This is a genomic window from Microcoleus sp. N9_A1 (genome assembly GCF_036701795.1).
Taxonomy (GTDB): Bacteria; Cyanobacteriota; Cyanobacteriia; order Cyanobacteriales; family Microcoleaceae; genus Microcoleus.
The window spans coordinates 72,902-96,066 of the sequence record NZ_JAUBRI010000007.1 but is presented as its reverse complement, the minus strand read 5'-3'; the positions used below and the strand labels follow the sequence as shown (position 1 = coordinate 96,066).

The 23,165-nt window shown below is 45.7% G+C and carries 23 protein-coding genes; 16 read left to right on the top strand and 7 right to left on the bottom strand.

The annotated features are described in order from the left end of the window. Positions 1–208: 208 nt before the first annotated feature. On the bottom strand, positions 209–709 hold the full coding sequence (locus tag QUA58_RS05110) for a CBS domain-containing protein (RefSeq protein WP_333393232.1): 501 nt from the start codon (positions 707–709) through the stop codon (positions 209–211). 205 nt (positions 710–914) lie between these two features. On the opposite strand from QUA58_RS05110, the gene QUA58_RS05105 reads away from it, so the two are divergent. The 3 genes from QUA58_RS05105 (at position 915) to QUA58_RS05095 (ending at position 4,138) form a co-directional block, all read left to right on the top strand. Beyond that, positions 915–1,241, top strand: a complete 327-nt coding sequence (locus tag QUA58_RS05105; protein WP_333248788.1) for a (2Fe-2S) ferredoxin domain-containing protein — start codon at positions 915–917, stop codon at positions 1,239–1,241. Between the two features lie 181 nt (positions 1,242–1,422). Further along, on the top strand, positions 1,423–2,895 hold the full coding sequence (gene dacB / locus QUA58_RS05100) for a D-alanyl-D-alanine carboxypeptidase/D-alanyl-D-alanine endopeptidase (protein WP_333393263.1): 1,473 nt from the start codon (positions 1,423–1,425) through the stop codon (positions 2,893–2,895). 346 nt (positions 2,896–3,241) lie between these two features. Next, the gene (locus tag QUA58_RS05095) at positions 3,242–4,138 is read left to right on the top strand and encodes an alpha/beta hydrolase (RefSeq protein WP_333393231.1); all 897 of its coding nucleotides are present in this window, start codon (positions 3,242–3,244) and stop codon (positions 4,136–4,138) included. Positions 4,139–4,401: 263 nt separating this feature from the next. Here QUA58_RS05095 and QUA58_RS05090 read toward each other — a convergent pair whose 3' ends face one another. Further along, positions 4,402–4,626, bottom strand: a complete 225-nt coding sequence (locus tag QUA58_RS05090) for a helix-turn-helix transcriptional regulator (RefSeq protein WP_333036912.1) — start codon at positions 4,624–4,626, stop codon at positions 4,402–4,404. A gap of 29 nt (positions 4,627–4,655) precedes the next feature. Next, positions 4,656–5,129: a Coq4 family protein gene (locus QUA58_RS05085; protein WP_333248793.1), complete on the bottom strand. Its 474-nt coding sequence runs from the start codon at positions 5,127–5,129 to the stop codon at positions 4,656–4,658. A 617-nt stretch (positions 5,130–5,746) separates the two neighbouring features. Between QUA58_RS05085 and QUA58_RS05080 the strand changes: the two genes are divergently transcribed. Beyond that, positions 5,747–6,466: a hypothetical protein gene (locus QUA58_RS05080; protein WP_333393230.1), complete on the top strand. Its 720-nt coding sequence runs from the start codon at positions 5,747–5,749 to the stop codon at positions 6,464–6,466. 476 nt (positions 6,467–6,942) lie between these two features. Here QUA58_RS05080 and recA read toward each other — a convergent pair whose 3' ends face one another. Then, positions 6,943–8,082: a recombinase RecA gene (gene recA / locus QUA58_RS05075; protein WP_333248799.1), complete on the bottom strand. Its 1,140-nt coding sequence runs from the start codon at positions 8,080–8,082 to the stop codon at positions 6,943–6,945. Positions 8,083–8,377: 295 nt separating this feature from the next. Here recA and QUA58_RS05070 point away from each other — a divergent pair, with 295 nt between their 5' ends. Then, complete coding sequence (locus QUA58_RS05070) at positions 8,378–9,994, top strand: glycosyltransferase family 39 protein (protein ID WP_333393229.1); 1,617 nt, start codon at positions 8,378–8,380, stop codon at positions 9,992–9,994. A 228-nt stretch (positions 9,995–10,222) separates the two neighbouring features. Next, complete coding sequence (locus QUA58_RS05065; RefSeq protein WP_333393228.1) at positions 10,223–11,749, top strand: peptide ligase PGM1-related protein; 1,527 nt, start codon at positions 10,223–10,225, stop codon at positions 11,747–11,749. 396 nt (positions 11,750–12,145) lie between these two features. Here QUA58_RS05065 and lepB read toward each other — a convergent pair whose 3' ends face one another. Then, entirely contained in the window at positions 12,146–12,754 is a 609-nt protein-coding gene (gene lepB, locus QUA58_RS05060; RefSeq protein ID WP_333248809.1) for a signal peptidase I, read from the bottom strand. Positions 12,755–12,843: 89 nt separating this feature from the next. Here lepB and QUA58_RS05055 point away from each other — a divergent pair, with 89 nt between their 5' ends. From QUA58_RS05055 to QUA58_RS05045, 3 genes are all read left to right on the top strand, one after another. Then, positions 12,844–14,166, top strand: a complete 1,323-nt coding sequence (locus QUA58_RS05055) for a dihydroorotase (protein ID WP_333393227.1) — start codon at positions 12,844–12,846, stop codon at positions 14,164–14,166. 61 nt (positions 14,167–14,227) lie between these two features. Beyond that, entirely contained in the window at positions 14,228–14,569 is a 342-nt protein-coding gene (locus QUA58_RS05050) for a DUF433 domain-containing protein (RefSeq protein ID WP_333153907.1), read from the top strand. 53 nt (positions 14,570–14,622) lie between these two features. Then, on the top strand, positions 14,623–14,916 hold the full coding sequence (locus QUA58_RS05045; protein ID WP_445243631.1) for a DUF5615 family PIN-like protein: 294 nt from the start codon (positions 14,623–14,625) through the stop codon (positions 14,914–14,916). 40 nt (positions 14,917–14,956) lie between these two features. Here the strand turns inward: QUA58_RS05045 and tsaE are convergent, their stop codons facing one another. Both tsaE and QUA58_RS05035 read right to left on the bottom strand, forming a co-directional pair. Next, positions 14,957–15,406 (bottom strand): tRNA (adenosine(37)-N6)-threonylcarbamoyltransferase complex ATPase subunit type 1 TsaE, encoded by a 450-nt coding sequence (gene tsaE / locus QUA58_RS05040; RefSeq protein ID WP_333248930.1) that lies wholly within the window; start codon positions 15,404–15,406, stop codon positions 14,957–14,959. 154 nt (positions 15,407–15,560) lie between these two features. Then, positions 15,561–16,961 carry a gluconeogenesis factor YvcK family protein gene (locus QUA58_RS05035; RefSeq protein ID WP_333393226.1) on the bottom strand — a complete coding sequence of 467 codons (1,401 nt, stop codon included), beginning with the start codon at positions 16,959–16,961 and terminating at the stop codon, positions 15,561–15,563. Positions 16,962–17,125: 164 nt separating this feature from the next. On the opposite strand from QUA58_RS05035, the gene QUA58_RS05030 reads away from it, so the two are divergent. From QUA58_RS05030 to QUA58_RS05000, 7 genes are all read left to right on the top strand, one after another. Next, entirely contained in the window at positions 17,126–17,908 is a 783-nt protein-coding gene (locus QUA58_RS05030; protein ID WP_333248820.1) for an ATP-binding cassette domain-containing protein, read from the top strand. A 107-nt stretch (positions 17,909–18,015) separates the two neighbouring features. Next, a complete protein-coding gene (locus QUA58_RS05025) occupies positions 18,016–18,279 on the top strand; it encodes a four helix bundle protein (protein ID WP_333393225.1) in 264 nt (87 codons plus the stop codon). Between the two features lie 279 nt (positions 18,280–18,558). Then, the gene (locus QUA58_RS05020; RefSeq protein WP_333393224.1) at positions 18,559–20,037 is read left to right on the top strand and encodes an MlaD family protein; all 1,479 of its coding nucleotides are present in this window, start codon (positions 18,559–18,561) and stop codon (positions 20,035–20,037) included. 194 nt (positions 20,038–20,231) lie between these two features. Further along, entirely contained in the window at positions 20,232–20,987 is a 756-nt protein-coding gene (locus tag QUA58_RS05015) for a Uma2 family endonuclease (protein WP_333393223.1), read from the top strand. 124 nt (positions 20,988–21,111) lie between these two features. Next, the gene (locus tag QUA58_RS05010) at positions 21,112–21,699 is read left to right on the top strand and encodes a Uma2 family endonuclease (protein ID WP_333114749.1); all 588 of its coding nucleotides are present in this window, start codon (positions 21,112–21,114) and stop codon (positions 21,697–21,699) included. Between the two features lie 145 nt (positions 21,700–21,844). Then, positions 21,845–22,513, top strand: a complete 669-nt coding sequence (locus QUA58_RS05005; protein WP_333393222.1) for a Uma2 family endonuclease — start codon at positions 21,845–21,847, stop codon at positions 22,511–22,513. Between the two features lie 102 nt (positions 22,514–22,615). Further along, the gene (locus QUA58_RS05000; RefSeq protein ID WP_333393221.1) at positions 22,616–23,119 is read left to right on the top strand and encodes a tetratricopeptide repeat protein; all 504 of its coding nucleotides are present in this window, start codon (positions 22,616–22,618) and stop codon (positions 23,117–23,119) included. Positions 23,120–23,165 lie beyond the last annotated feature (46 nt).

The following is a 23,165-nucleotide window of genomic DNA, read 5'->3' as shown; positions in this document are numbered from 1 at the left end:
TCGATTTTAAATTTGATAATTGGTAATTGGAAAGAAGGAAGAAGAAAGAGGGAAGAAGGAAGAAGAAGCAAGAAAGCAAAAATTGCTCTGCGTCTATTCCTGACTTCCGTGTCGTGAATCTAGATAATTGGTAATTGCAAAAAGTCAGCGAGATTGAAAGAGCGATCGACTCATTTTCTGATACAGTCCTGGAACTGCAACAGTTAATTTAAGATTCGGCAGCCATCGAGCGAATAATATCTCCCCTAGTGAGGATGCCAATTACTTTGCCGGCAGTATCAAGCACCGGCAATCGGTGGATGCTGCGATCGTGCATCAATTTTGCCGCTTCTGAGAGAGATTTGTCTGGTTCGATGGTAACTGGCTCTTTACTCATCGCTTCTCCTACTGTTTGCCCTAAAGCCTTATGGAGTTCTCGCTCGTAACGACCGGGATTTTCGAGGTAAATCACGCTGTCGAGCACCATGATGTAAGCGGGCGGAGTGACGCCGGTTTCCCGCCACATCAAGTCGGTTTCGGAGATGACTCCTACCAACAAGTCATTCTCATCTACGACGGGAAGACCGCTAATGCGTCTATCGGCTAAAATTTTAATCGCTTCGTTCAAGGGCATTTCGGGTCGCGCCAAAATCGGCTCGCGGCTCATTACATCGGCTACTGTTTTTGGCATGATTAGCGGTTGATTGAGTTGTTGCTCTAAATCGATCATATAGGGAAAGCGTGACACAGACTGAACAAAGGCAGCTCTGCTGAAGGGATTCGTTAGAAGGTAGAAGGAAGGAAAAAGTTTGAATGCCAGAATTTTGCTGTTTTTTTCGATCGCACTATAAAATTCTGCCGTTTGCCGGACTCCGGCGAGCGATCGACCTGACAAGATTGTTAAGATATCTTAAAGAGCGGATAAATCCTTACCAATGCCAGAATCTCCAGCCAGAGAACCAGACTCCCAACCAGAAGCGCGCTGTGTATTGGTTTGCCAGTATCAATCTTGCCTGAAAAATGGTTCAGCAGCAGTGCTAGCTGCTTTTGAAGCTCAACAAGTTACAGGGGTGAAAGTGGAGGCCTGTAGTTGTCAGGGACAGTGCACCACTGGCCCGACTGTACGAGTTACCCCGGACGAAATTTGGTATTGTCGAGTTAAACCGAGTGATGTACCGTTAATTGTGGAAGAGCACCTCAAAGGCGGAAAACCTGTAGAGGCGCTGTTCAATCCGAGAATTCATGCGCGTTATTATTATTAGTCTTGACTTTATTCGGTGAGACTTCCAAGCTCTAGCGCATCTAATAGACCTCTTGCCTTCATTCGCTTTCCAATCAGGAACTTATCTGCGTTAATCTGTGTTAATCTGCCTGAAATCTGCGGTTTTTGTATTAATCAAAAATTCATAAAATCTTATCTATTATGGAAATTACGCTTTGAAAATTAAACGAATTGCAGTTAGTTTGTTAGTGCTAATTATCGGATACACTCCGCAGGTAGTAGCTCAAACGCCTGCGGTGGCTGGGGATATTTGTCCTGGGGAATTGGGGGCGCAAGTAGATGCGATCGCCAATCGTCCCGAATTTAGTCGATCGCGCTGGGGCATTTTGATTCAACCTCTATCTTCTACTACTACTCTCTACAGCCGCGACGCCCAAAAATATTTTATTCCAGCATCAAATGCCAAGCTGCTAACTACAGCCGCTGCTTTGCAGAAACTCGGTGCAGATTTTCGGATTAAGACATCGGTTTACAGCGGCGAAAATGGAAGTTTGTACGTTGCCGGCAGGGGAGATCCCAGCATTGCTGAGGCTCAGTTGAAATCTTTAGCGCAGCAGTTGAAGCAGCGGGGAATCAGTCAAGTTAACCAGTTGATTGGCGATGACAGCTATTTTCTAGGCAGTGCAGTTAATCCGAATTGGGAATGGGAAGACGCCCAAGCGGGTTACGGAGCGCCGATTAACAGTTTAATTTTCAATCAAAACGCGATCGACCTTCTCTTGTCCCCACAGGCTCTTGGGCAACCTCTGAAAGTTACTTTTGCCGAACCAAAGCTGGCAAATCAGTGGCAACTCCAGAACAATACTGTTACCGTCGCTCAAAACGAATCCGAGTTTATTGAAGTTGGCCGGGAGTTTGATCGACCTATAATTCGAGTGAGCGGACAGTTGAACGTTGGTGGCGAACCTGAATCAGCTTATGTCGCAGTTGTCAACCCCGCTAATAATTTTTTGCAGTCTTTTCAACAAGCCCTGGCGACTGAGGGAATTCCTGTTAAACAGACTTTAGTTGCATCGGCTTCTCGCAATTCAAATCAAGAATTAGCAACCGTTGAATCGCCGCCGCTGGCTGAATTGGTGAGAGAAACTAATCGCGAAAGCAACAATCTTTATGCAGAAGTTTTATTGAGATTGCTGGGAAAAGTTACAGACAAGATCCCCCTGCCGCCAACACTCACAGGCAAGATGCCTGTGCCACAAGAGGATACAGGTGAAAGCGGTTTGAAAGAGCTAAAGACAGTTTTAACTCAATTAGGAGTAAATCCAAACAGCTACAGATTAGCCGACGGTTCCGGCTTGTCTCGGCACAATTTAATTACTCCAGAAGCCTTAGTGGAAACTTTGAGATTTATGGCCAATTCACCTGCTGCATCGATTTACCGCGCATCACTGCCGATCGCTGGCGAGAGCGGCACTTTGAAAAATCGCTTTAATATTACACCAAACCGCGTAATTTTGCAAGCAAAAACAGGAACTCTGAGCGGAGTTTCGGCGCTGTCGGGATATATCGAAGTTCCGAATTACGAGCCGCTGGTGTTTAGCATTATCGTCAATCAATCTGACCTATCGGCTGCAAAAATGCGATCGGCAACGGACGAAATTGTGCTATTATTGAATCGCCTGCGCCGCTGTTAAAACAACAGATTTAAGGTGAGAAAGTTAAGCTCAGTAGTTACACCTAAAACACAGGACACCCAAAAACCCTACAAGTTTTAAGTTTAATTAGATTGCAGCGGCGGGGATCGAAAAGCAGCTACAATAAAAGTAGAATAATTAAAACCATTGGGCCGTTTCAGCCGACTAAGTAGGTAATGGCAAAAAAACAATAGTACCTTGTAGGGGCGGGTTTAGCTAAGAATCTATGATAAAAGCGAGAAGATGAAGGCAAAACCCGCCTCCCATCTCCTAATGTTTATTTGTACTCATCTGCTACCAGTCGGCGGGTTCTGTACTTCCCGAAAATAAGTCTAACTTTTCAACTATGAATTCTTTCGCTTCCGAACAGCAACACATCTTTGTCGAAACCAACAACATCCGCCTGCACTGCGTTTCTCAAGGAGAAGGCGAGCTCGTTCTCCTCCTGCATGGGTTTCCAGAGTTTTGGTACTCTTGGCGTCATCAAATTCCTGCTTTAGCGCGTCATTTCAAGGTTGTGGTGCCGGATTTGCGGGGCTACAACGATTCCGACAAGCCGGAAAGCGGCTATGATTTAGATACGCTGAGCGCGGATATTCGCGGTTTGATTGCGAGCCTCGGTTATACAAAAGCTCACGTTGTAGGTCATGATTGGGGAGGGGCGATTGCGTGGCACTTAGCTCAAAAATTCCCCGAACAACTCAACCGCTTGGCAATTTTAAACGCTCCGCACCCGCAGCGATTCGTGCAGGAAATGGCGAGCAATTTAGATCAAATCCGCCGCAGTTGGTACGTTTTGGCGTTTCAGGTTCCCGGCATTCCCGAATGGTTGATCCGGCAAAACTTGAAAGATTTTGTACACAATGTTTTCCAAGGACAAGCTGTTCGCAAAGGATCTTTTAGCGCTGAGGAAACTAAGATTTATCAGACTGCTTTAGAAAAGCCGGGAGTATTAGCTGCCGCTATCAATTATTACCGGCAGATGTTTCACCCGCAGAGGCTTTGGAATTTGGGGCAGAAATTAGAACCTGTGACAGTGCCTACTTTGGTGCTCTGGGGAGAAGAAGATGCGTTTTTGAGCCACAAACTTGTAGAAGGTTTAGACAGATTAATTACGGCTCCGTTTAAGTTAAAATTAGTCCCTAATTGCGGTCACTGGATTCAGCAGGAAGCGCCGCAAACGGTGAATCGAGAATTGCTGAGTTTTCTGAGAAATTCTTCTGGTTCTGTGGCTTTGGCATAGAAAAAAATTAACGCTTGTAAATAAGAACGGGCAAGATGCCCGTTCCACAAGAACATTGAATTTTTGTGGAACGGGCATCTTGCCCGTTCTTAATATCTGACGCACCCTACTTATTGATCAATACGCTTGGGTTAAAACTGTTTATTCCTCGGAGATCCCCCTAAATCCCCCTTAAGAAAGGGGACTTTGAGTAAGTTCTTGTTCCCCCCTTAAGAAGGGGGCTAGGGGGGATCGGGCTTAACTGAAGCGTATTGACTTATTGATCAGTCCCAGAGCAAATTTTCTTGGATCAGCAGTGCAATCATCGCAGTTCTGGAACAAACACCGAGTTTGATAAAAATCCGCCTCACGTAAGTAGCAACCGTCCAGTGACTGATATTTAAATTTTTGGCAATACATTTGTTTGGCAGGCCTTGGGCTACTAATTGCGCGATCGCTCTTTCCCGTGGGCTCAGGCTAATTTCCGGTTTGTAACTTTTGCTTTGCATACTTTTGCAATGAGGTAACGAGTTAATATCTAATCAATGAATGGTTGAATTCCGAGTTTTTCTCGAACTTCAGATAAAGGAGTTTCCCAATCAGATGCAACATCCCAGTCAATTAGCCTAGTGGCTAATTTTCCATGTTTTAAGCCTTTGATAATTTGTCCGATCGCGCATTTGCCGCTGATCAGTCCAACTAACACTAAAATCGCACAAGAAGGACGAAATACTTGAGCACGAGTAAACGCTTGAAGTATAAATTCATCTTCTGTTGAAGCTGAAAGACCAGTCAGAACGTGCCAAACGTCGTGGTTTCGCTGAATCCAGTCTCCCGATGCGATCGGCTCAAACCCTTGTTCGTCTAAAAATTGCGCCACTGAGCACCCTAATGTTCCTGCTGGCAGTTGGCGCAATTTCGCCAAGTCTATTTCAAAATGTCGATCGCTCTCAATTTGAGGATTAATTGTTTGAGCCATCTTTAATATAACTTCTAATTGACCGTCAGCCATGATTTATTCTCCCTTCAACAATGAATTAATTTTCTCGCAAATTAATTTGTGTTTGTCAAGTTCATTTTTGCGCTGAATCAAGACGACTTTTTTTACCGACTCAGCTTAAAAATCGTACTTTCTGTCAAACCAATCGGCGATCAGGAGCTTTTACATTTCTTTACAAACAGCCTCAGAGGTGAAATCTGCCAGTTGCCAAAATCTGGCTAGTGTTACTTGCGGCAACTTGACCCACCCGGAAGTAGCCGTAAAATCCACAGTATCTAGCGGTGATTTGAACTCCCTTACTTACGTATATAAATTTATTCTGCTGCCAATAATTGGAACTTGCAATGAGTCAGAAGTGGAAACTTGCAGGCATCGTGATGCAGGTGCAGAAAAGTGAAGAGAGTTGAAGGGAGCTGAAGCAAGGTGAAGTTATGCAGAGTTGATTTTTCGGAATTACGCAGTAGTGCCAATCCCCCGTGGTTGCCGAATTTGTAGTAGCAATCCTGGGCGATTGCCCCTATGTCGTTAGAATGTCGCTCAAATGAGTGACACTCATTTGAGCGACTGGCTAAATATCTTCACCAACAGCTATAAATAAAATAGAGATTCATATCATACAAGGTGTTGCTGTGAAAAAACTTTCCATTTTGTTATCCACAGGAGTTCTGTCATTAATTTGGTGCGGTGCTGCTAGCGCTACGACTTATGTTAATCCTAACGGTAAAACTACTTTAAACCTTTCAGAAAAAGCGAACAATCCCAGAGGTTTTTACTTGACAAAAGTAGGCAATCGGGAATTTTTGGGCAATATTCAAATTACCCGTTCCGAAGGAGCAGCAGGCTCTTACTATTACAATGGGACGTTCAAAGACAGTGCGACCGGCCCTGGCAGAAAAATTGTTTGTTCTGGGGATATTACCATTGTTAGGCGTCAAGTTAGAAGGAGCAGCCAATTGGGAGCCGAAGTTACTTGGAAGGTGAAAGGAGGAGAAAATTGTCCTTCTATTGGCCAGACATTTAAAGTAAATTTAGTCGAATCTTTACCGCGTCCTAATGCAAGTGGCGACTATACTTCTAGCAATTCTAATACTTGGTTGACTGAAACTGCTGGTTCTGCAACTTGGCCTGCTTGGCGAGTCACGTCGCGAGATGGACAACTCAACTGCCGCAAGACGCCAAACGGAGCAATTCAACAAGTTTACCGCGCGGATAGAGATACAATTGCTGCTGAACTCAGGGGAGTAAATGCGATTACGATGGCGAACGGTCAACCCTGGTTGCGGACAAGACAAAACTGTTATGTGCGGGCTAATTCTCAATACTTTCAGCCAGTTTCTATGCCTGAATAAGCGATCGTAAGCGATATCAGTTCCGGTCAATTACCCTTCAGTTGACAGTTGACAGTTGACAGTTGACAGTTGACAGCTACCTCTACCCAGAAGGAAGAGGATTGAAGTAATGAATCGTCTTCTTTTAATTTCTCGCCTTTAAGGGAGAGGCTTTAAACCTATTTTTCCTGGTAAAAAAAAGTGTTTGATCGTTCGGACTTTAGTCCTCATCAAATCTGAGGACTTTAGTCCTCACTACAAACCAAAGGCAAAGGTTTAAATATCACCGGGTAAGGTGCACTTGCGATCGCACCGGGAGATTGCTAATCTATTAGCATAGCTGTCTCTGCTAACCCTTTGCTTTGAGTAACCTTCGGCTCCTCGAAAGATAAAAGCACACAGGCAGCACACGATCGCAACAGCAATAATACAATAGTAGGTTGGGTTTCTGTATTGAAACCCAACCTACTATTGCCAATGACTAATCACTACAAAATTTAGATTTCTTCCATATCTCCTACATCTTGAGCGTCATCATCAACATTATCAACATCATCATCCTCAACATCATCATCAACATCTACCTCAACAGGAGCGACAGAATTAGCAGAAACCACAGCACCAGTCTCAAGTTTCTTTTTAACTAGCTCCTCAATTTCATTTTTGAAATCGATGTTTTTCTCCATGTGCTGGATCACTTTGTCTCGTCCTTGAGCTATGTTCTCTCCGTTGTAGCTATACCAAGAACCTTTTTTCAGAATTACTCCCATTTCGTCTGCCAAGTCAGTCAGACAGCCTAAAGTAGAAATGCCTTTGCCAAATACAATGTCAAATTCGGCAATGCGGAAAGGCGGAGCAACTTTATTTTTAGCAACTTTAACTTTCGTGCGGTTGCCGTATTCTTCTGTACCTTTTTTCAAGCTTTGAATGCGGCGAATGTCGAGCCGCACGCTGGCGTAGAATTTGAGTGCGTTGCCGCCGGTTGTGGTTTCGGGGTTGCCGTAAGTTATGCCGATTTTCTGCCGCAATTGGTTGAGGAAGATGACGGTACAGCCAGATTTGCCGATATTGCCGGTGATTTTCCGCAAAGCTTGACTCATCAAGCGCGCTTGCAAACCCATGTGGGAGTCGCCCATGTCGCCTTCGATTTCGGCGCGGGGGACGAGGGCGGCTACGGAGTCAATTACTACGATATCGACGGCGACGGAACGGACGAGTTGATCGACTATTTCTAGGCCCATTTCGCCGGTATCTGGCTGGGAAACTAAGAGATTTTCAATATCTACGCCTAATGCTGAGGCGTAGGTGGGATCGAGGGCGTGCTCGGCATCGACGAAGGCTGCGATTCCGCCGGATTTTTGGACTTCGGCGATCGCGTGGAGCGCTAGAGTGGTTTTACCGGAACTTTCGGGGCCATAAATTTCAATAACTCGACCTTTTGGCAAACCGCCGCCCAAAGCGATGTCCAGTGTCAGGGCTCCGGTGGGGATGGTTTCTACCCTCATGCGAGTGGAGTCTCCCAATCGGACGATCGCCCCTTTGCCAAAGCTGCGCTCGATTTGGGACAGTACGGAAGTTAGGGCTTTTTGCTTTTCTGTGTTTTCAGTAGTTTTTGTAGAAGCTTCTTTTTTTGCCATTTTCGGTACGCGGGTAGACCCCTTGCGGAGCTTGTTGATTAACTGTACAACACGTATGTTAGCAGTTATTTTTGGGCTCTGGAGCTTCTGGGATGATCTGGCTGAAGATTCTTGATTTTGGGGGTGGTTGAGCCTGAGCCAGCTTTCAGAAGGCTCTGGTCTAGAAGGTATTCGGCATCCGGCAGAGGGTAGAATTATTGTCGGTTGGGGTATGGAGTTGGTATCAAGAGCTCTCGGAGTGAGGTCTAGGATGATCGACAGTTCCTCTCGGACGATCGCCACAATAAGGACAAGCATGGCATCTACAACACCTCAAGACACATCTGTTAATCCTAAAAATTCCCGCTGGCTGATGAACCTATTGGCGCTCGGCATTTTACTAGGAATCGGATTTCGGTTCTTCGATCTCGATCGCAAACTGTACTGGCACGACGAAGTTTACACATCTATCCGCGCCGCTGGTTTCACCCGCCAAGAAATCGACGACGCACTATTCCAAAACCGGATTTTTCCCGCACCAGAATTGCAGAAATATCAGCGGATAAAACCGGGAAGTACAGCAGCAGACACAATTCGTTCTTTAGCACTAGAAGACCCACAACATCCGCCTTTGTACTTTCTCATGGCTCGTTTGTGGATGCAGCAATTTGGCAGCTCTCTAGCAGCATCCCGCAGTTTGCCAGCAATATTGAGTTTGCTGTCGCTGCCTTTGATGTACGCTTTAGCTCAGGAACTTTTCGCCTCAAAAAATGTGGCCTTAGTAGCAACAGCACTGTTAGCTTTATCTCCCTTTGACATCTTATTTGCCCAGACAGCAAGGCAGTACAGTTTGCTGACAGCCGCAGTTATTGGTAGCAGTTGGCTGCTGTTGAGAGCAGTGCGGTTGCGGGGCTGGCAAAATTGGGTCTATTACTCGCTGGCGATCGCGATCGGCTTCTACACTCACCCTTTTTTCAGTTTAACACTGATCGGACACGGAGTTTTTATAATTTCTTGCTGGGTGTTTGTTAAAAAAAGAAAATTGCGAAGTCATCTCACTAATTCTCAATTTTTTTTAGCAGTAACAGCAGCTTTAATCTTGTATCTGCCGTGGATTTACGTGCTGGCAACCAACCTGGGACGAGCCTCAGCGACGACAGATTGGACGCGAGTATCTCCGGGTTGGCTGTATCTAGCAAAACTGTGGACGCTCAGCTTTACAGCCTTATTTTTTGACTTCGACTTCGGGTTTGATAATATTTGGACTTATCTGCTGAGATGGCCATTTTTGCTGTTAATTGCGGCAGCCCTTTACAAAATATGCCGCCTGGTTAGCACTTCTACTTGGCTGTTTATTTTAACATCAATTTTTGTGCCTTTTTTGATACTGGCATTACCGGATCTAATCCTAGGTGGCAAACGTTCCGCCGTCAGCCGCTATCTGATTTCTTGCTTTCCGGGAGTGCAGCTAGCAGTTGCTTACTTGCTCGCCAGTAACGTGAAAACTCAGCAGCGGTTTTGGCAAGTCATTTTAGCCTTGGTATTTACAGCAAGTGTATCATCCTGTACGGTCAGCGCTTTTTCTGATACTTGGTGGAGCAAAGACTTGAGCTATTTAAATGCTGAAGTTGCGAAAATTATTAACAAAGAGGCGATAGCTAACCGGTCGATTAAAGATACAATTGTAATTAGCGATCGCGGTAACGATTTTACTAACATGGGAGATTTGCTTTCTCTGAGTTATTTGCTTGACAAAGATGTACGGCTGATGCTGCTGAGCCAGTCGCCAGAGATGGAAATGCTGAACAAATATTCGGCTCCTCTGGTGTTCCGCCCTTCGGAAAAATTGCGATCGGCAATCAAGCAAAATCAACGCCGCTTAGAGCCTATATTGGAATATGCCAGACTTTTTCGAGTGCGGCGAGCTTCTTAAAGTAACTTGACAGAAATTTCCGAGCATCCCCGGTAGCGTGTCCCGGAAAAAACTGTTTGAGTTGCCTCAAATATTTGATCTGACGCACCTTAAGTCACTATTTGGACATTTTTGTCAATATTCCCGGTAAGGTACCCCGGAAAAAAATGTTTGAGTTGTCTCAGATATCTGGGCTGACGCACGCTACCTCATCAGCAATAATTATTTGAATACTTAGGATAAAACGCAATGCAAGAGTTAAATAATTCATCTTCCGAATCGGCGCAGAAGTTTCGCAATCTTCAGACAGAATTACGCGAACGTTGGCGAGCAATAGAAGAATTCGACAGCGGAGATTGTGACATTATTATTATTCCCTCTCTCAGCTTAGATCAGCAAGAAATGCAGAAAGTGGAGGGTGCTTACCACTACGAAGAGCGGCATTTATTTTCATTGATTCGCCTGCGAAATCCCCGCACGCGCTTAATTTACATTACTTCGGAACCGTTGCACCCGATGATTGTGGATTATTACCTGCAATTGCTGCCGGGAATACCATTTTCTCACGCGCGCGATCGGCTTTTGCTGTTCAGTGCTTACGATGCTTCTGCCAAATCCCTCACCCAGAAAATTTTAGATCGTCCCCGCTTGATGGAGCGCATTCGTCAAGCAGTGCGGCCGACAAAATCTTATATGGTTTGTTATAACTCGACGCCATTAGAACGCGAGTTATCTGTTAAATTGGGGATTCCTTTGTGGGCCAGCGATCCCGATCTGTTATACTGGGGAACAAAAAGCGGTAGCAGGCAAATTTTTAAAGAATGTGGCGTGCCTTATCCTGACGGTTCCGAGTTGGTTTGGAATGCGGAAGATTTAGCGGAAGCTGCGGCCGAGTTGTGGGCACGGCAGCCACATTTGCAACGGATCGTAATTAAGTTAAATGAAGGTTTTTCGGGGGAAGGGAATGCAATTCTAGATCTGCGTTCCCTGGCAGGCAAAGCGCCTCAAGAAAGAGCGAAGGCAATTGGGGATTGCTTCCATAATTTGCGCTTTCAATCCACAGGCGAAACCTGGGAAAATTTTAGCAGCCGGATTCCCGAATTAGGGGCAATTGCCGAAGCATTTATCGAAGGAGAAGAAAAGTTCTCGCCCAGCGTTCAAGGCAGAATTGTTCCCAGCGGCGAAGTAGAAATTCTCTCCACTCACGACCAAATTTTAGGAGGCCCAGACGGTCAAATTTTCTTGGGTTGCCGATTTCCTGCGGACGAATCTTACCGGCTGGCGTTGCAAGAATTGGGATGGAAAGTGGGGCAAAACTTAGCTGAAAAAGGGGCTTTAGAGCGATTTGGAGTAGATTTTCTCGCTGTAAAGCAATCCGATGGGAAATGGGATATGCAAGCAATAGAAATTAACTTGCGGAAAGGAGGCACAACTCATCCGTTTATGGCGCTTAAACTGTTAACAAACGGTCGGTACGAGCGAACTACTGGATTATTTTACAGCCAGCAGGGTCGTCCGAAATATTATGTTGCTTCGGACAATTTAAAAAAAGAGCGCTATCGGGGATTGTTACCGAATGATTTGATGGATATTATTGCTGACAATCAACTGCACTTTGACAGCGGTACTGAGACGGGGAGTGTGTTTCATTTAATGGGCTGTTTGTCGGAGTTTGGCAAATTGGGATTGACGAGTATCGGCAACTCGCAGCAAGAAGCAGAGGATATGTACAACAAAGTTGTGAAAGTGCTCGATCGCGAAACTTCATTCAGTTGACAGTTGACTGTTGACTGTTGACTGTTGACTGTTGACAGATGAGGGCGACCTCTACCTCGAAGGAAGAGGATTGGAGTAATGAATAGTCTTCTCTTAATTTCTATCTACAATGGAGAGGCTTTCAACCAATTATTTCTGGTAAGTCGATTTCAGATTTTCCATTTTTTCCATTTGAGATTTACGGGCGAGAAACTCGGTTTCTACGAGTTTTGCTTTTGCGTTTGATAGGTAGAAATTTAGGAATAAACCGGGTTTATGAGGTCATAAATTTGTGAAAGTTCTCCCGAAATCTCCTATTAAATCTCGTTTAACCGTTGATTAGTTGATCGTGGGAAATGGGAATTGGTCATTTAAGCTGACAACCGCAGGTGGAAATCTGCGGGTTGTGCGTGGTAGCTAATTTTTAGCGGGATAAAGGGGCGTGGGGTCGATCGACCCTGTGCGGTTGAGTGGCCAAAAACGGACGATCGCCCTACCGATGATATTTTCTTTGGGTACAAAGCCCCAGTAATGACTGTCACAGCTTGCGTTGCGGTTGTCGCCGAGCACCAAGTAAGAATTTGGAGCTACAACTACAGGCCCGTAGGGATACTGCGGAATTTCTTCAATATATTTTTCCTGTAGCGGCTGCTTGTTAATAAAAACTTTTCCCTCTCTGACTTCCACACTGTCCCCCGGCAGTCCGATCACTCGCTTGATATAGGCATCTTTGATCGGTGGCGGCTGTCCCGTGCACAAACTAGCCGGGTCAGGAGGCATAAATACGATAATATCTCCTCGCTGGGGCTCTTGGAATCGATAGCTGACCTTATCTATAATTAATCGATCGTTAATTTGTAAGGTTGGGAGCATCGAGCCGGTGGGAATGTAGCGTGCTTCGGCAACCAGGGTGCGGATACCAAAGGCTAAAAATGCTGCTAAGCCGATCGTCTTAATTCCTTCGATCCAAGGATTTTCCGTGTCTTGCGGAGGTTTTTCGTCGGCTGACTTGTCTAGACGAGTCATAGGGTATTGTAGTGACTGAGCTGGATACGAATTATAAACTTAATAATGCTTCCATGCTAGCACGCTGTTTACTCAATTAATGATATCTTATGACTCCCAAATCAAGTTTGTTAATCCGTCGCGCTCGCATTCTTTTGCCCAATGGTGAGTTTTTGGTAGGAGATGTGCAAATCTGCGATCGCCAAATTGTCAAGGTTGCTGCGGAAATTGCCGAATCTGGCGATCGAGAAATAGATGCCAAAGGCTTAACTCTGTTACCCGGAGTAATTGATCCCCAGGTACACTTCCGGGAACCGGGTTTAGAACACAAGGAAGACTTGTTTACGGCTAGCTGTGCTTGCGCTAAAGGCGGCGTGACATCGTTTCTGGAAATGCCGAATACCCGACCTCTGACCACAACCCAAGCTGCCTTAGATGATAAACTAAGTCGCGCTGCCGAGAAGTGTTTGGTGAATTACGGCTTTTTTATTGGTGCAACGCCCGAGAATTTGCCGGATTTGTTGAGTGCGAATCCGACGCCGGGAATTAAGGTGTTTATGGGTTCGATGCACGGTCAGTTGTTGGTGGATGGAGAGGAAAATTTAGAGCGAGTTTTCTCAAAGGGCGATCGGCTAATTGCAGTACACGCCGAAGATCAAACTAGAATCAATCAGCGCCGTCAGGAATTTGCCGGCATTTCCGATGTTGCCGTGCACTCACAAATTCAAGACAATCAAGCAGCGTTGTTAGCAACTAAACTAGCCGTAAAACTTTCTAAAAAATATCAACGCCGACTGCACATCCTGCATCTTTCAACTGGCGATGAAGCCGAGTTTTTGCGCCAGGAAAAACCGACTTGGGTAACGGCGGAAGTGACGCCGCAGCATTTGTTGTTAAATACCAGCGCTTATGAAACCATTGGCAGTTTAGCTCAGATGAATCCGCCTTTGCGGGATACCCGCGATAACGAAATACTTTGGCAAGCTTTACTCGACGGCGTAATTGATTTTATCGCCACCGATCACGCGCCGCACACATTAGCAGAAAAAGCTCAAGAATATCCAAATACGCCGTCGGGAATGCCCGGAGTCGAAACTTCTTTGCCTTTGATGCTGACGCAAGCAGTAGAGGGAAGATGTACAGTGGCACAAGTTGCTAATTGGATGTCGGCGGCAGTTGCTAAGGCTTATAGAATTCCCAATAAAGGGAAAATTGCTCCGGGTTTTGATGCCGATTTGGTATTAGTAGATTTGGAGAAGTATCGCCCGGTTGTCGGAGCAGAAATGGCGAGTAAGTGCGGCTGGAGTTCCTTTGAAAGTTGGAGTTTGACTGGATGGCCAGTTGTGACTGTTGTTGGAGGAAAAGTTGTTTTTGAAAATGGGAAATTGGATACAACGGTTAGGGGGGAAGCTTTGACATTTGACGCTGAGTAAGCATGAATTTAACTCAAGTGTTATAATTGGGTATTCCTGCATCGCAAAGGCGATTTTACCCATGCTTCTCCAAGAACTAGAAACACAACTCCTGGCCTTAACTCCGACTGAGAAAGCTGAAGCCATCCGGCTTTTAACCCAAAGTTTAAACAATAGCTGGCCAGGAATTACCAAAACTCCCGACCTGTGTGGCGGCGATGCTTGCATTGCCAAAACTCGACTTCCCGTTTGGCTGTTCGTGAGTTTGCGCCGTCAAGGTTCAAGTGATGCTGAACTTCTACAATTTTATCCCCAGTTGAATGCTGCAAACTTAGTAAATGTCTGGACTTATGCGGAGGCTAACTCCGAAGAAATTGAAACAGCACTCCGAGAAGAAGCAGCAGCAATGATGCAGGAAGTATAATTTATGGCACGTCTCTATGCAGATGAACAGATGAACAGTTCCCGTTTCCTGTTGTGGCATTGCTGCGAAATTTAGGTCACGATGCCCTGACCATTCAAGAGGCAGGAAATGCCGGAGATGATGACCCCGAAGTATTAGCCTTTGCTGTGAATAACGATCGGGCGGTTATGACGCAAAATCGTCGGCATTTCATTCGCTTGCACACTCAACAACCAAATCATGCTGGTATTATCGTGTGTACAGACGAGAAAAATCTAGAAAGGTTGGCAACACGCATTAATGATGCTATTGCTGGTGAAGAAACTTTGAGGGAAAAATTGATTCGAGTCAACCGCCCGCCGCAGTAAGTTCGTGAAGCGTAGCTATCCCGTAGGGAATCGCCCTTTCTCAATTTTCCCATTGCCAATCCAATAACTCGCCATTACCAATTACTTCAGCTTGCCGCCCGTTATCGAGATAACTCAAAGAAATTTGCAAATAATTTTCTGGTTTGTACAGCAATCTTTCCGCCCATTCGATCGCCACAATTCCCAAATCCCTTTCTAACCCGTCCCAATAACTCTCTAAGTGCAAAGCCTCGGCTTCTTCGGGTTCCAGTCGATACAAATCTAGATGATACAGCGGAACTCGCCCTGCAAAATACTCGTTAATCAGGGTAAAAGTAGGACTTTCCACAGGTTCGGAGATTCCCAAACCTTCGGCGATACCTTGAACTAAGGTAGTTTTGCCCGCACCTAAATCTCCTTGTAATAAGATTACAGTGCCGGCGGGGAGCGATCGACCTAACGCCATACCAAACTTGCGCGTAGCCTCAAAATCTGGCAGTAAAGTTTTCATTTCATTCATTAGTCAGTAGTCATTAGTCATTAGTTATTAGCCTCCCCATCTCCCCATCTCCCACTCTCCCCATCTCCCCATCTCCCCATCTCCCCATCTCCCCATCTCCCCATCTCCCCATCTCCCCATCTCCCCATCTCCCCCTCAAAGTAGCTTAAATGTTCTGGGCGCGGCCGTACCAACGCAGCAACATCCCCGCCAACCTTTGAGAATTGTGGCGAATTAAACCCGTATTTTTATCTTCATCCATGACATTGGCGATGACTATTCGCCGGCCCAATTGCGTTACGGCTTCTCTATCGAGCACAACCGGATAGGAATTCTCCTGAGAATAGCGGATTAAAGATTTTGCAGAGGGGACTTTTCCTTGAACTACTACAGCATCGAACAGGGGCCGGCCACAAGCGCGATCGATCGCCCGAATGTGATCTGCAACACTGTATCCGTCTGTTTCCCCCGGCTGAGTCATAATATTGCACACATAAATGCGCGGAACTTCGCTGCGGGCGATCGCATCAGCAATTTCCGGCACCAACAAATTCGGAATCACACTCGTATAAAGACTCCCCGGCCCAATAATTATAAAATCCGCTTCCCTCAGCGCTTGGGCAACCCTGGGCAACGCCGGAGGATTAGCAGGAGTGCAGCCAATTTTGAGGATTTGCCCGTTAGCTTTTGTAATGCTGGACTCCCCCTCAATTCTCCGGCCGTCAGCCAGTTCTGCCCACAAAGAAACGTCGCTCAGAGTAGCCGGCAGCACCTCTCCCCTCACTGCTAAAACTTTAGAACTCGCGGCGATCGCCTGTTCCAAATCTCCAGCAATATCGCTCATCGCCGTCAAAAACAAATTCCCAAAACTGTGACCCACTAAACCGTCACCGGCCTGAAAACGATATTGAAATAACTCAGTCAATAACTTTTCCTCATCTGCCAAAGCTGCCAAACAATTGCGAATATCTCCCGGCGGCAATACCCCAATTTCCCGCCGCAGTCGCCCGGAAGACCCGCCGTCATCGGCCACGGTGACAATAGCAGTGATTTTGGCACTGTAATCCTTCAATCCCCTGAGCAAATGAGAAAGGCCCGTACCCCCTCCAATTGCCACAATTTTTGGGCCGCGGTGCAAGCGACGGTGGTTGAGGAGTCGATCAACCAATTCCTCATTCCCTTCGGGCATCAGCACTTGAGTAATCGAGTTCAAACTGCGAGTTTGGCCCCACAGAATTAACAAAATCCCGCCGGCAATGATGATCGGCCCCGACACGTAATTGGGAATAACTTCCGCAATCCACGCCAAAAAATTTTTCAACAATTGCAACAGGAAAAAAATCGGAGTCATCCCAGTCCAAATCGCTAAACCCAAAGTGGCAAGCACCACACCGCTAGCACTGATCAGCAGCCACCGTTTCACCAACAGTCCGGGGGCCAACCACTTAAACCACTGGTGAACTCGCCCGTTCCGCAAAGAAGGGGGGTAAGGATTTCTGGAATGGGCAATAACCTGCTTGGCTTTAGCCAAGACGCGAAGGGCTTTAGGAAATGAACTAATTGACATGGTTAATTAGTCTTAAGGGTATTGGAACAGCTCGATCTGACAAATTTACAATACAAGAGTGTTTTGATTCTGGCAGTCAATTTAAGTAATTAGTTATTAGTCATGAGTCATTAGTCATTAGCTAGACTGATAACTGAGGACTGACAACTTATTGATAACATCTTATGGCTGAGCCGCTAATCGAACTCAAAGGGGTAAGTAAGTCCTTCGGCCAGAACCAGATCCTCGATCGAGTCGATCTGAGGATTTATCGGGGAGAGGCCCTGGCAATTATTGGCCCTTCCGGGACGGGAAAATCTACGATTTTGCGGATAATTGCGGGTTTGTTGGCCCCCGATGCCGGTGAGGTTTTTGTTCAGGGACAGCGGCGGGTGGGATGGGTGGACGACGTGGCAGATCCGATCGGAATTGGGATGGTGTTTCAGCAAGCGGCTTTGTTTGATTCGCTGACGGTGGAGGAGAATGTCGGTTTTTTACTTTACCAGCATTCTAAGCTGCCGCGCCGCCGCATTCGGGAATTGGTGGAGGAAAAGTTGGAGATGGTGGGTTTGCCGCGAATTGGCGAACGCTATCCAGCGCAGTTGTCTGGGGGAATGCGGAAGCGGGTAAGTTTTGCCCGCGCTATCATGGCGAATCCGGATAATGACAGGGATAATCCAGAGGTTTTGCTGTACGACGAACCGACGGCGGGCTTAGATCCCATCGCATCAACGGTAATTGAAGATTTAATCCGCGACTTGCAGAAAGCTCAAGGGGTTTGCAGCACTTATGCGATCGTCACTCACCAAGACAGTACCATCCGCCGCACTGCCGATCGCATCGTATTTCTCTATCGAGGCAAAGTGCAGTGGGAGGGAACTGTCAGCGACATTGCATCGACAGATAATTTGTTAATCCGACAATTTTTTAGTGGCAGTGTTACTGGGCCAATTCAAGCACTTGGATAGTCATTAGTCAGTTGTCAGTTGTCAGTTGGCAGTTGGCAGTTGATAGTTGGCAGTGGGTAGTTGGCAGTGGGCAGTGGTTAATTGTTTGTATTATTGAGAGATAAAATATGTCACAAACAAATTTTCAGAAGTTAGATGTTTATAAATTAGGCGAAAAATTAGCTGATGAAATTGGGAATATAGTTATAAAATGGGATGCACTAGCAAAAGATACGGTCGGCAAGCAAATTATTCGCTCTGCTGATAGTATTGGTGCTAATATTGCTGAAGGAAATGGTCGAGGGAGCTATCAGGATCATCGGCGATTTATCAACATTGCCAGAGGTTCTTTATATGAAACAAAGGCACTGGTTGAGACGGGCTTATACTAGACAACTACTAACAAGTATGCAAGTAGAAACACTCAAGCCAATTATTGACGAACTGTCGCCCAAGCTAAACGCCTATCTAAAATCTATAGGCAACACATCCGACAAAAATTAAAAACTATCAACTGTCAACTGCCAACTATCAACTGCCAACTGCCAACTGCCAACAGTCAACTGCCAACTGCCAACTGCCAACTATCAACAGTCAACTGCCAACTGCCAACTATCAACTGTCAACTGTCCACTGCCAACTGTCCACTGCCAACTGCCAAAGGAGGCAATATGCGATCGCGAACTGTAAGAGAAGGTTCTGTCGGGTTCTTAATTTTAGTAGGAATCGGTTTATTTGGCGGCTTAGTGCTCTGGCTGCGGGGCGTGCAGCTAGGGAACCGCAGCTACAAATTCGCCGTAGAATTTGGCAGCGCCCAAGGAATGCAAATAGGCACGCCCATCAGGTATCGCGGGGTTGCAGTCGGTAAAATTACCGCCCTCAAACCGGGTTCCAACGGCGTAGACGTGACGCTGGAGATTGCCCCCGGTACTTTAGTGATTCCCCGGGATGTTACGATCGAAGCGAATAAATCCGGTTTAATTGGCGAATCGTCGATCGACATTACCCCCAACTCGATTTTGCCAGAATCCTTACTTACCGCCAATCCCGTTAGTGCCGACTGTCCCCCGGAAATTATCTGCCAAAATTCACGCTTAAAAGGTCAAGCGGGAGTCACTATAGACGAACTAATTAGATCCACAGTCCGGCTAGCTAATTTCTACACCGACCCCGCGCTGTTCAACAATATTAAATCCCTGGCCGAAAATACAGCCAACACAGCTAAAGGGGCAGCTAAACTCACTCAGGATTTGTCTAATTTAACTCAAACTGCCCAAGCCGAAATAAAAACTTTGAATCAATCGGTAAGGGGAGATATCGGCAGCTTAAATCAATCGGTGAAAACCGAGATAGCAAGTTTAAATCAATCATTAAAAGGAGAAGCAACCAGTTTAAATCAATCATTAAAGGTAGAATCTAGCAGTTTAAATCAATCGCTTAAAGGGGAAATATCAGCAGTCGCCGCTGATATTTCTAAAGTAGCAGCTACAGCGGACACTTCTACAAAAGCCGTATCTGCATCTGTGATAAATTCTGCTAATTCAGTAACTCAAGCAGCCAATCAAGTTACATTAACAGCCAACCAACTCAATTCTTTAGTAGCAACCAACCGCGCCAGTTTAGTCTCAACTCTGAATAACATCAATCAAAGCAGTCAGGAACTGCGGGTAGCTGTCAGCAGTTTGAGTCCGACAATTAATCGAATTAACCAAGGACAATTGCTGAACAATTTAGAAGTTTTATCAGCGAATGCTGCCCAAGCTTCTGGTAATTTGCGAGATTTATCCAGCCAGGTAAACAATCCCGCCACTTTGCTATTATTGCAGCAAACTCTAGATTCTGCACGAGCTACATTTCAGAACGTGCAGAAAATTACTTCCGACGTGGATGATTTGACAGGAGATCCGGCTTTCCGCAACAACATTCGCAGGTTGTTCAACGGATTAGGAGGCTTGTTGGGTTCGACAGAACAACTGCGACAGCAAGTTAAAGTCACTCAAACATTAGCTCCTCTTTCTGCTAAAATAAATGCGAGTACACCTGCAAGAAATCAATCAGTAGAGCCGGGATTTCCCAGCTTGCAGAAACAGCAAAAAATGCCTGTTATACCTTCTCAAACTGCTAGGTCATCCGAACCAGTAGATCCATAAATTACCCATGCAAACCAGGTATAATTGAATAACGGCAATTGCACACTATTCGCGATCTACTCTAGTTAGTAAGATGCAAAAGGCGCGCCCCAATTACAGCTAGTTAATAAGGTGCGCCTTTCGCCCCCTGGCATTAAACTTATTGTCCAAATCCTATTAACAAAAAACTCTTTAACTCAAAACAAGGAAAACCAATGACGCAAACATTATCGAAACCGGCTGAAACCAAAACCCAGTATACTGTAACTTGGGAAAAATTGCCAGACGACTTTAAATTACCAGACGATCCTGTGGAAAATATCGACCAACCACTTTTAGCCGCCGCCTTGCGAGAAGCCTTGGATATCGCAGGATTTATCCTAGCTTCAATGCTAATAGCTTCCAATTTTGGACTCTGTGCCAAAGTCAACGACAAAACAGTAGTAAAAGCACCCGATTGGGTGTACATTCCCTCGGTATTGCCAGCAGAACCAGGAGAAGTTCGCCGCAGTTATACGCGCAATGCTGAGGGAGAAGTACCCGCAGTAGTGATGGAATTTTTATCGGATACTGACGGCAGTGAATATTCAAATAAACCGACATATCCTTACGGAAAATGGCGGTTTTATGAGCGAATTTTGCAAGTCCCGATTTATGTAATTTTTGAACCGAAATCGGGGGTATTGGAAGTGTACAGACTCTCGACATCGGGAGAATACGAACTGCAAGAACTGGATGCTAATCAGCGATTCTGGATAGAATCAATGGGTTTATTTCTGGGGGTTTGGGAAGGTGAAAAATCTCAGAGAACCGGTTATTGGTTGCGCTGGTGGGATGAGAATGGCAATTTGCTGCTGTGGGGTGTAGAACGGGTGGAACAGGAACGCCAGCGCGCCGAAGATGAACGCCAGAGGGCCGATCGACTAATGGCATACTTGAGAAGCCAAGGCATCGATCCTGATGTCATTTGAAGGTGTGGGAGGTCGATCGATTTTCGAGTTTCGAGTTTCGATTGAATAATTGGGAATCAAGGAGCCAGAGCGATCGATTTTAGAGTTGAGATTTTCGATTTTCGATTGGGAATTAAGGAGCGCCATGACTGCAACAACATTAGAAGAAAAATTAGATCGGCCGTTACTATTTCCAGGCTTAACCTGGGAACAATTCAAAACCTTAGAACCGATGCTGGATATTCCAGGGGTTCGGCTGTCATTTTTAGATGGGATACTGGAGATTCAGAAAATGCCTGGAAGAAAACACGAAACAGCCAAGGGACGTATCGGTGCGTTGGTAGAAACTTACATGATGGCGGCCGGAATCGATTTCACCCCTACGGAGTCTCTGACTTTAGAAAATGAATCGCGACTGGTGAAGTGTGAAGCAGACAAGTCTTACGAATTGGGTGCTGATAGAGAACGTCCAGATTTAGCGCTCGAAGTAGTCGTCACTAGCGGCGGAATTGATAAGCTAGAGGCTTACAAACGGCTGCAAATCCCTGAAGTCTGGTTTTGGGAAAACAGCCGACTGTCTCTGTATGCTCTCAGAGAGCAAGGATACGAAGAGATTGGCAGTTCCGAATTGCTCCCAGAACTGGATATTGGTTTACTCGTCAGGTGTGTTAATATGCCGAGTCATGTTGAGGCAATTAAGGAATTCAAAAGGGCGATCGATGGGGATTTGTAGTCAAAAATAGATCATACCAGAACCCCCAATTTTTGAATAAGTCGGGACTCTAAAGCACGAGATAGTTTTACGTTTAATTAAATTAACCTACTTAGTTGCATCAAAAAAGTTTATAATAAATCTACAACTCAAAGGAAGCACGACCATGACAACAGTCGTTCCCACCCTCAAAACTTATGAAATCGTATACCCTAGCGCTGATGGAGAACCAGTGGCAGAAACTTACGACCATGTTTATGCAATCTTAACTACTTTAGAAGTCTTAAAACAATACTTTGCAGACCGTCGAGCTACTGTTTTAGCAAACCAATTTTTATACTACGCTCAAGGTTTCCCAAAAATCCGTGTAGCACCAGACGTGATGGTGATTTTTGATGTAGAACCTGGTGGCAGAGATAATTACAAAATCTGGGAAGAAGGGCAAGTGCCGAAAGTAATTTTTGAAATTACATCACCAGGTACAAAGTCGGAAGATCAAAATAATAAAAAAGAATTGTACGAGGGGATAGAAGTTCAGGAATATTGGTTGTTTGACCCTAGAGGTGAATGGATTCGGGAACAATTGCGCGGGTATCGATTGGGGGAAGATGGGTATGAATTAATCAGAGATCATCGCAGCGAAGTATTGCAACTGCGGTTAGAAATAGAAGGCAAACTGATTGGATTTTATCGGGAAGATAATGGGGAGAAATTATTGATTCCCGATGAATTGGCTTCAGCTTTGCAAGCGGAACGGCAACGTGCTGCTGAACTGGAATCTTTGCTGGCGCGTTATCGAGATCAGTTTGGAGAATTGCCGGAGGATAACGGCTAAAGATGCAGGGGTGCGATCGCCCTTCACCGATCGAGATCGTGCGCGTGTTATTGTTTCCTAAATGTCCTTGACAAATCTCAGGTTTTGTGTAATCGACTGGAATTGGTCTCAAATTTTAAATGGCGAAGGGCGATCGTTTTGCGATCGAACTTGGGCAATCTAGAGATAGGTGCTTTGCGAGTACCAGGAAAACAGCGAGGCCAAGAGTTAGCAATGGAAAGTATACAGAAAAAATCTAGCCCTCGTCCAGTTAATAAGGGCGATCGAACTAAACAGATTTTTGCGTTAGTATCGATGGTAGGTTTTGCTGGTTCTGCGATTTTTGGTATTGTGAGTCTGTTCAGCAGCGGTTTGAGCAGCCAGCATCAACAAAAATCGGTGGCTGCGGTAGTCTCCCAGGAGTCTCTGCTGGCGGCGCAGGAACGGGGATATGAGACGGTTTTGCAGCGGGAACCTCAGAATCAGACGGCTCTGGAGGGGTTGGCAAATGTGCGGTTGGAGATGAATAATAAGGTGGGGGCGATCGAGCCTTTGGAGAAGTTGGTGAAGCTAAATCCTGACAGAGCTGATTATAAGGTATTGTTGGGACAGGTGAAGGGGAAGTAGTAGGCGATCGGTCAATTTTGTTAGTAAGATAGATTGAAAATCCTTA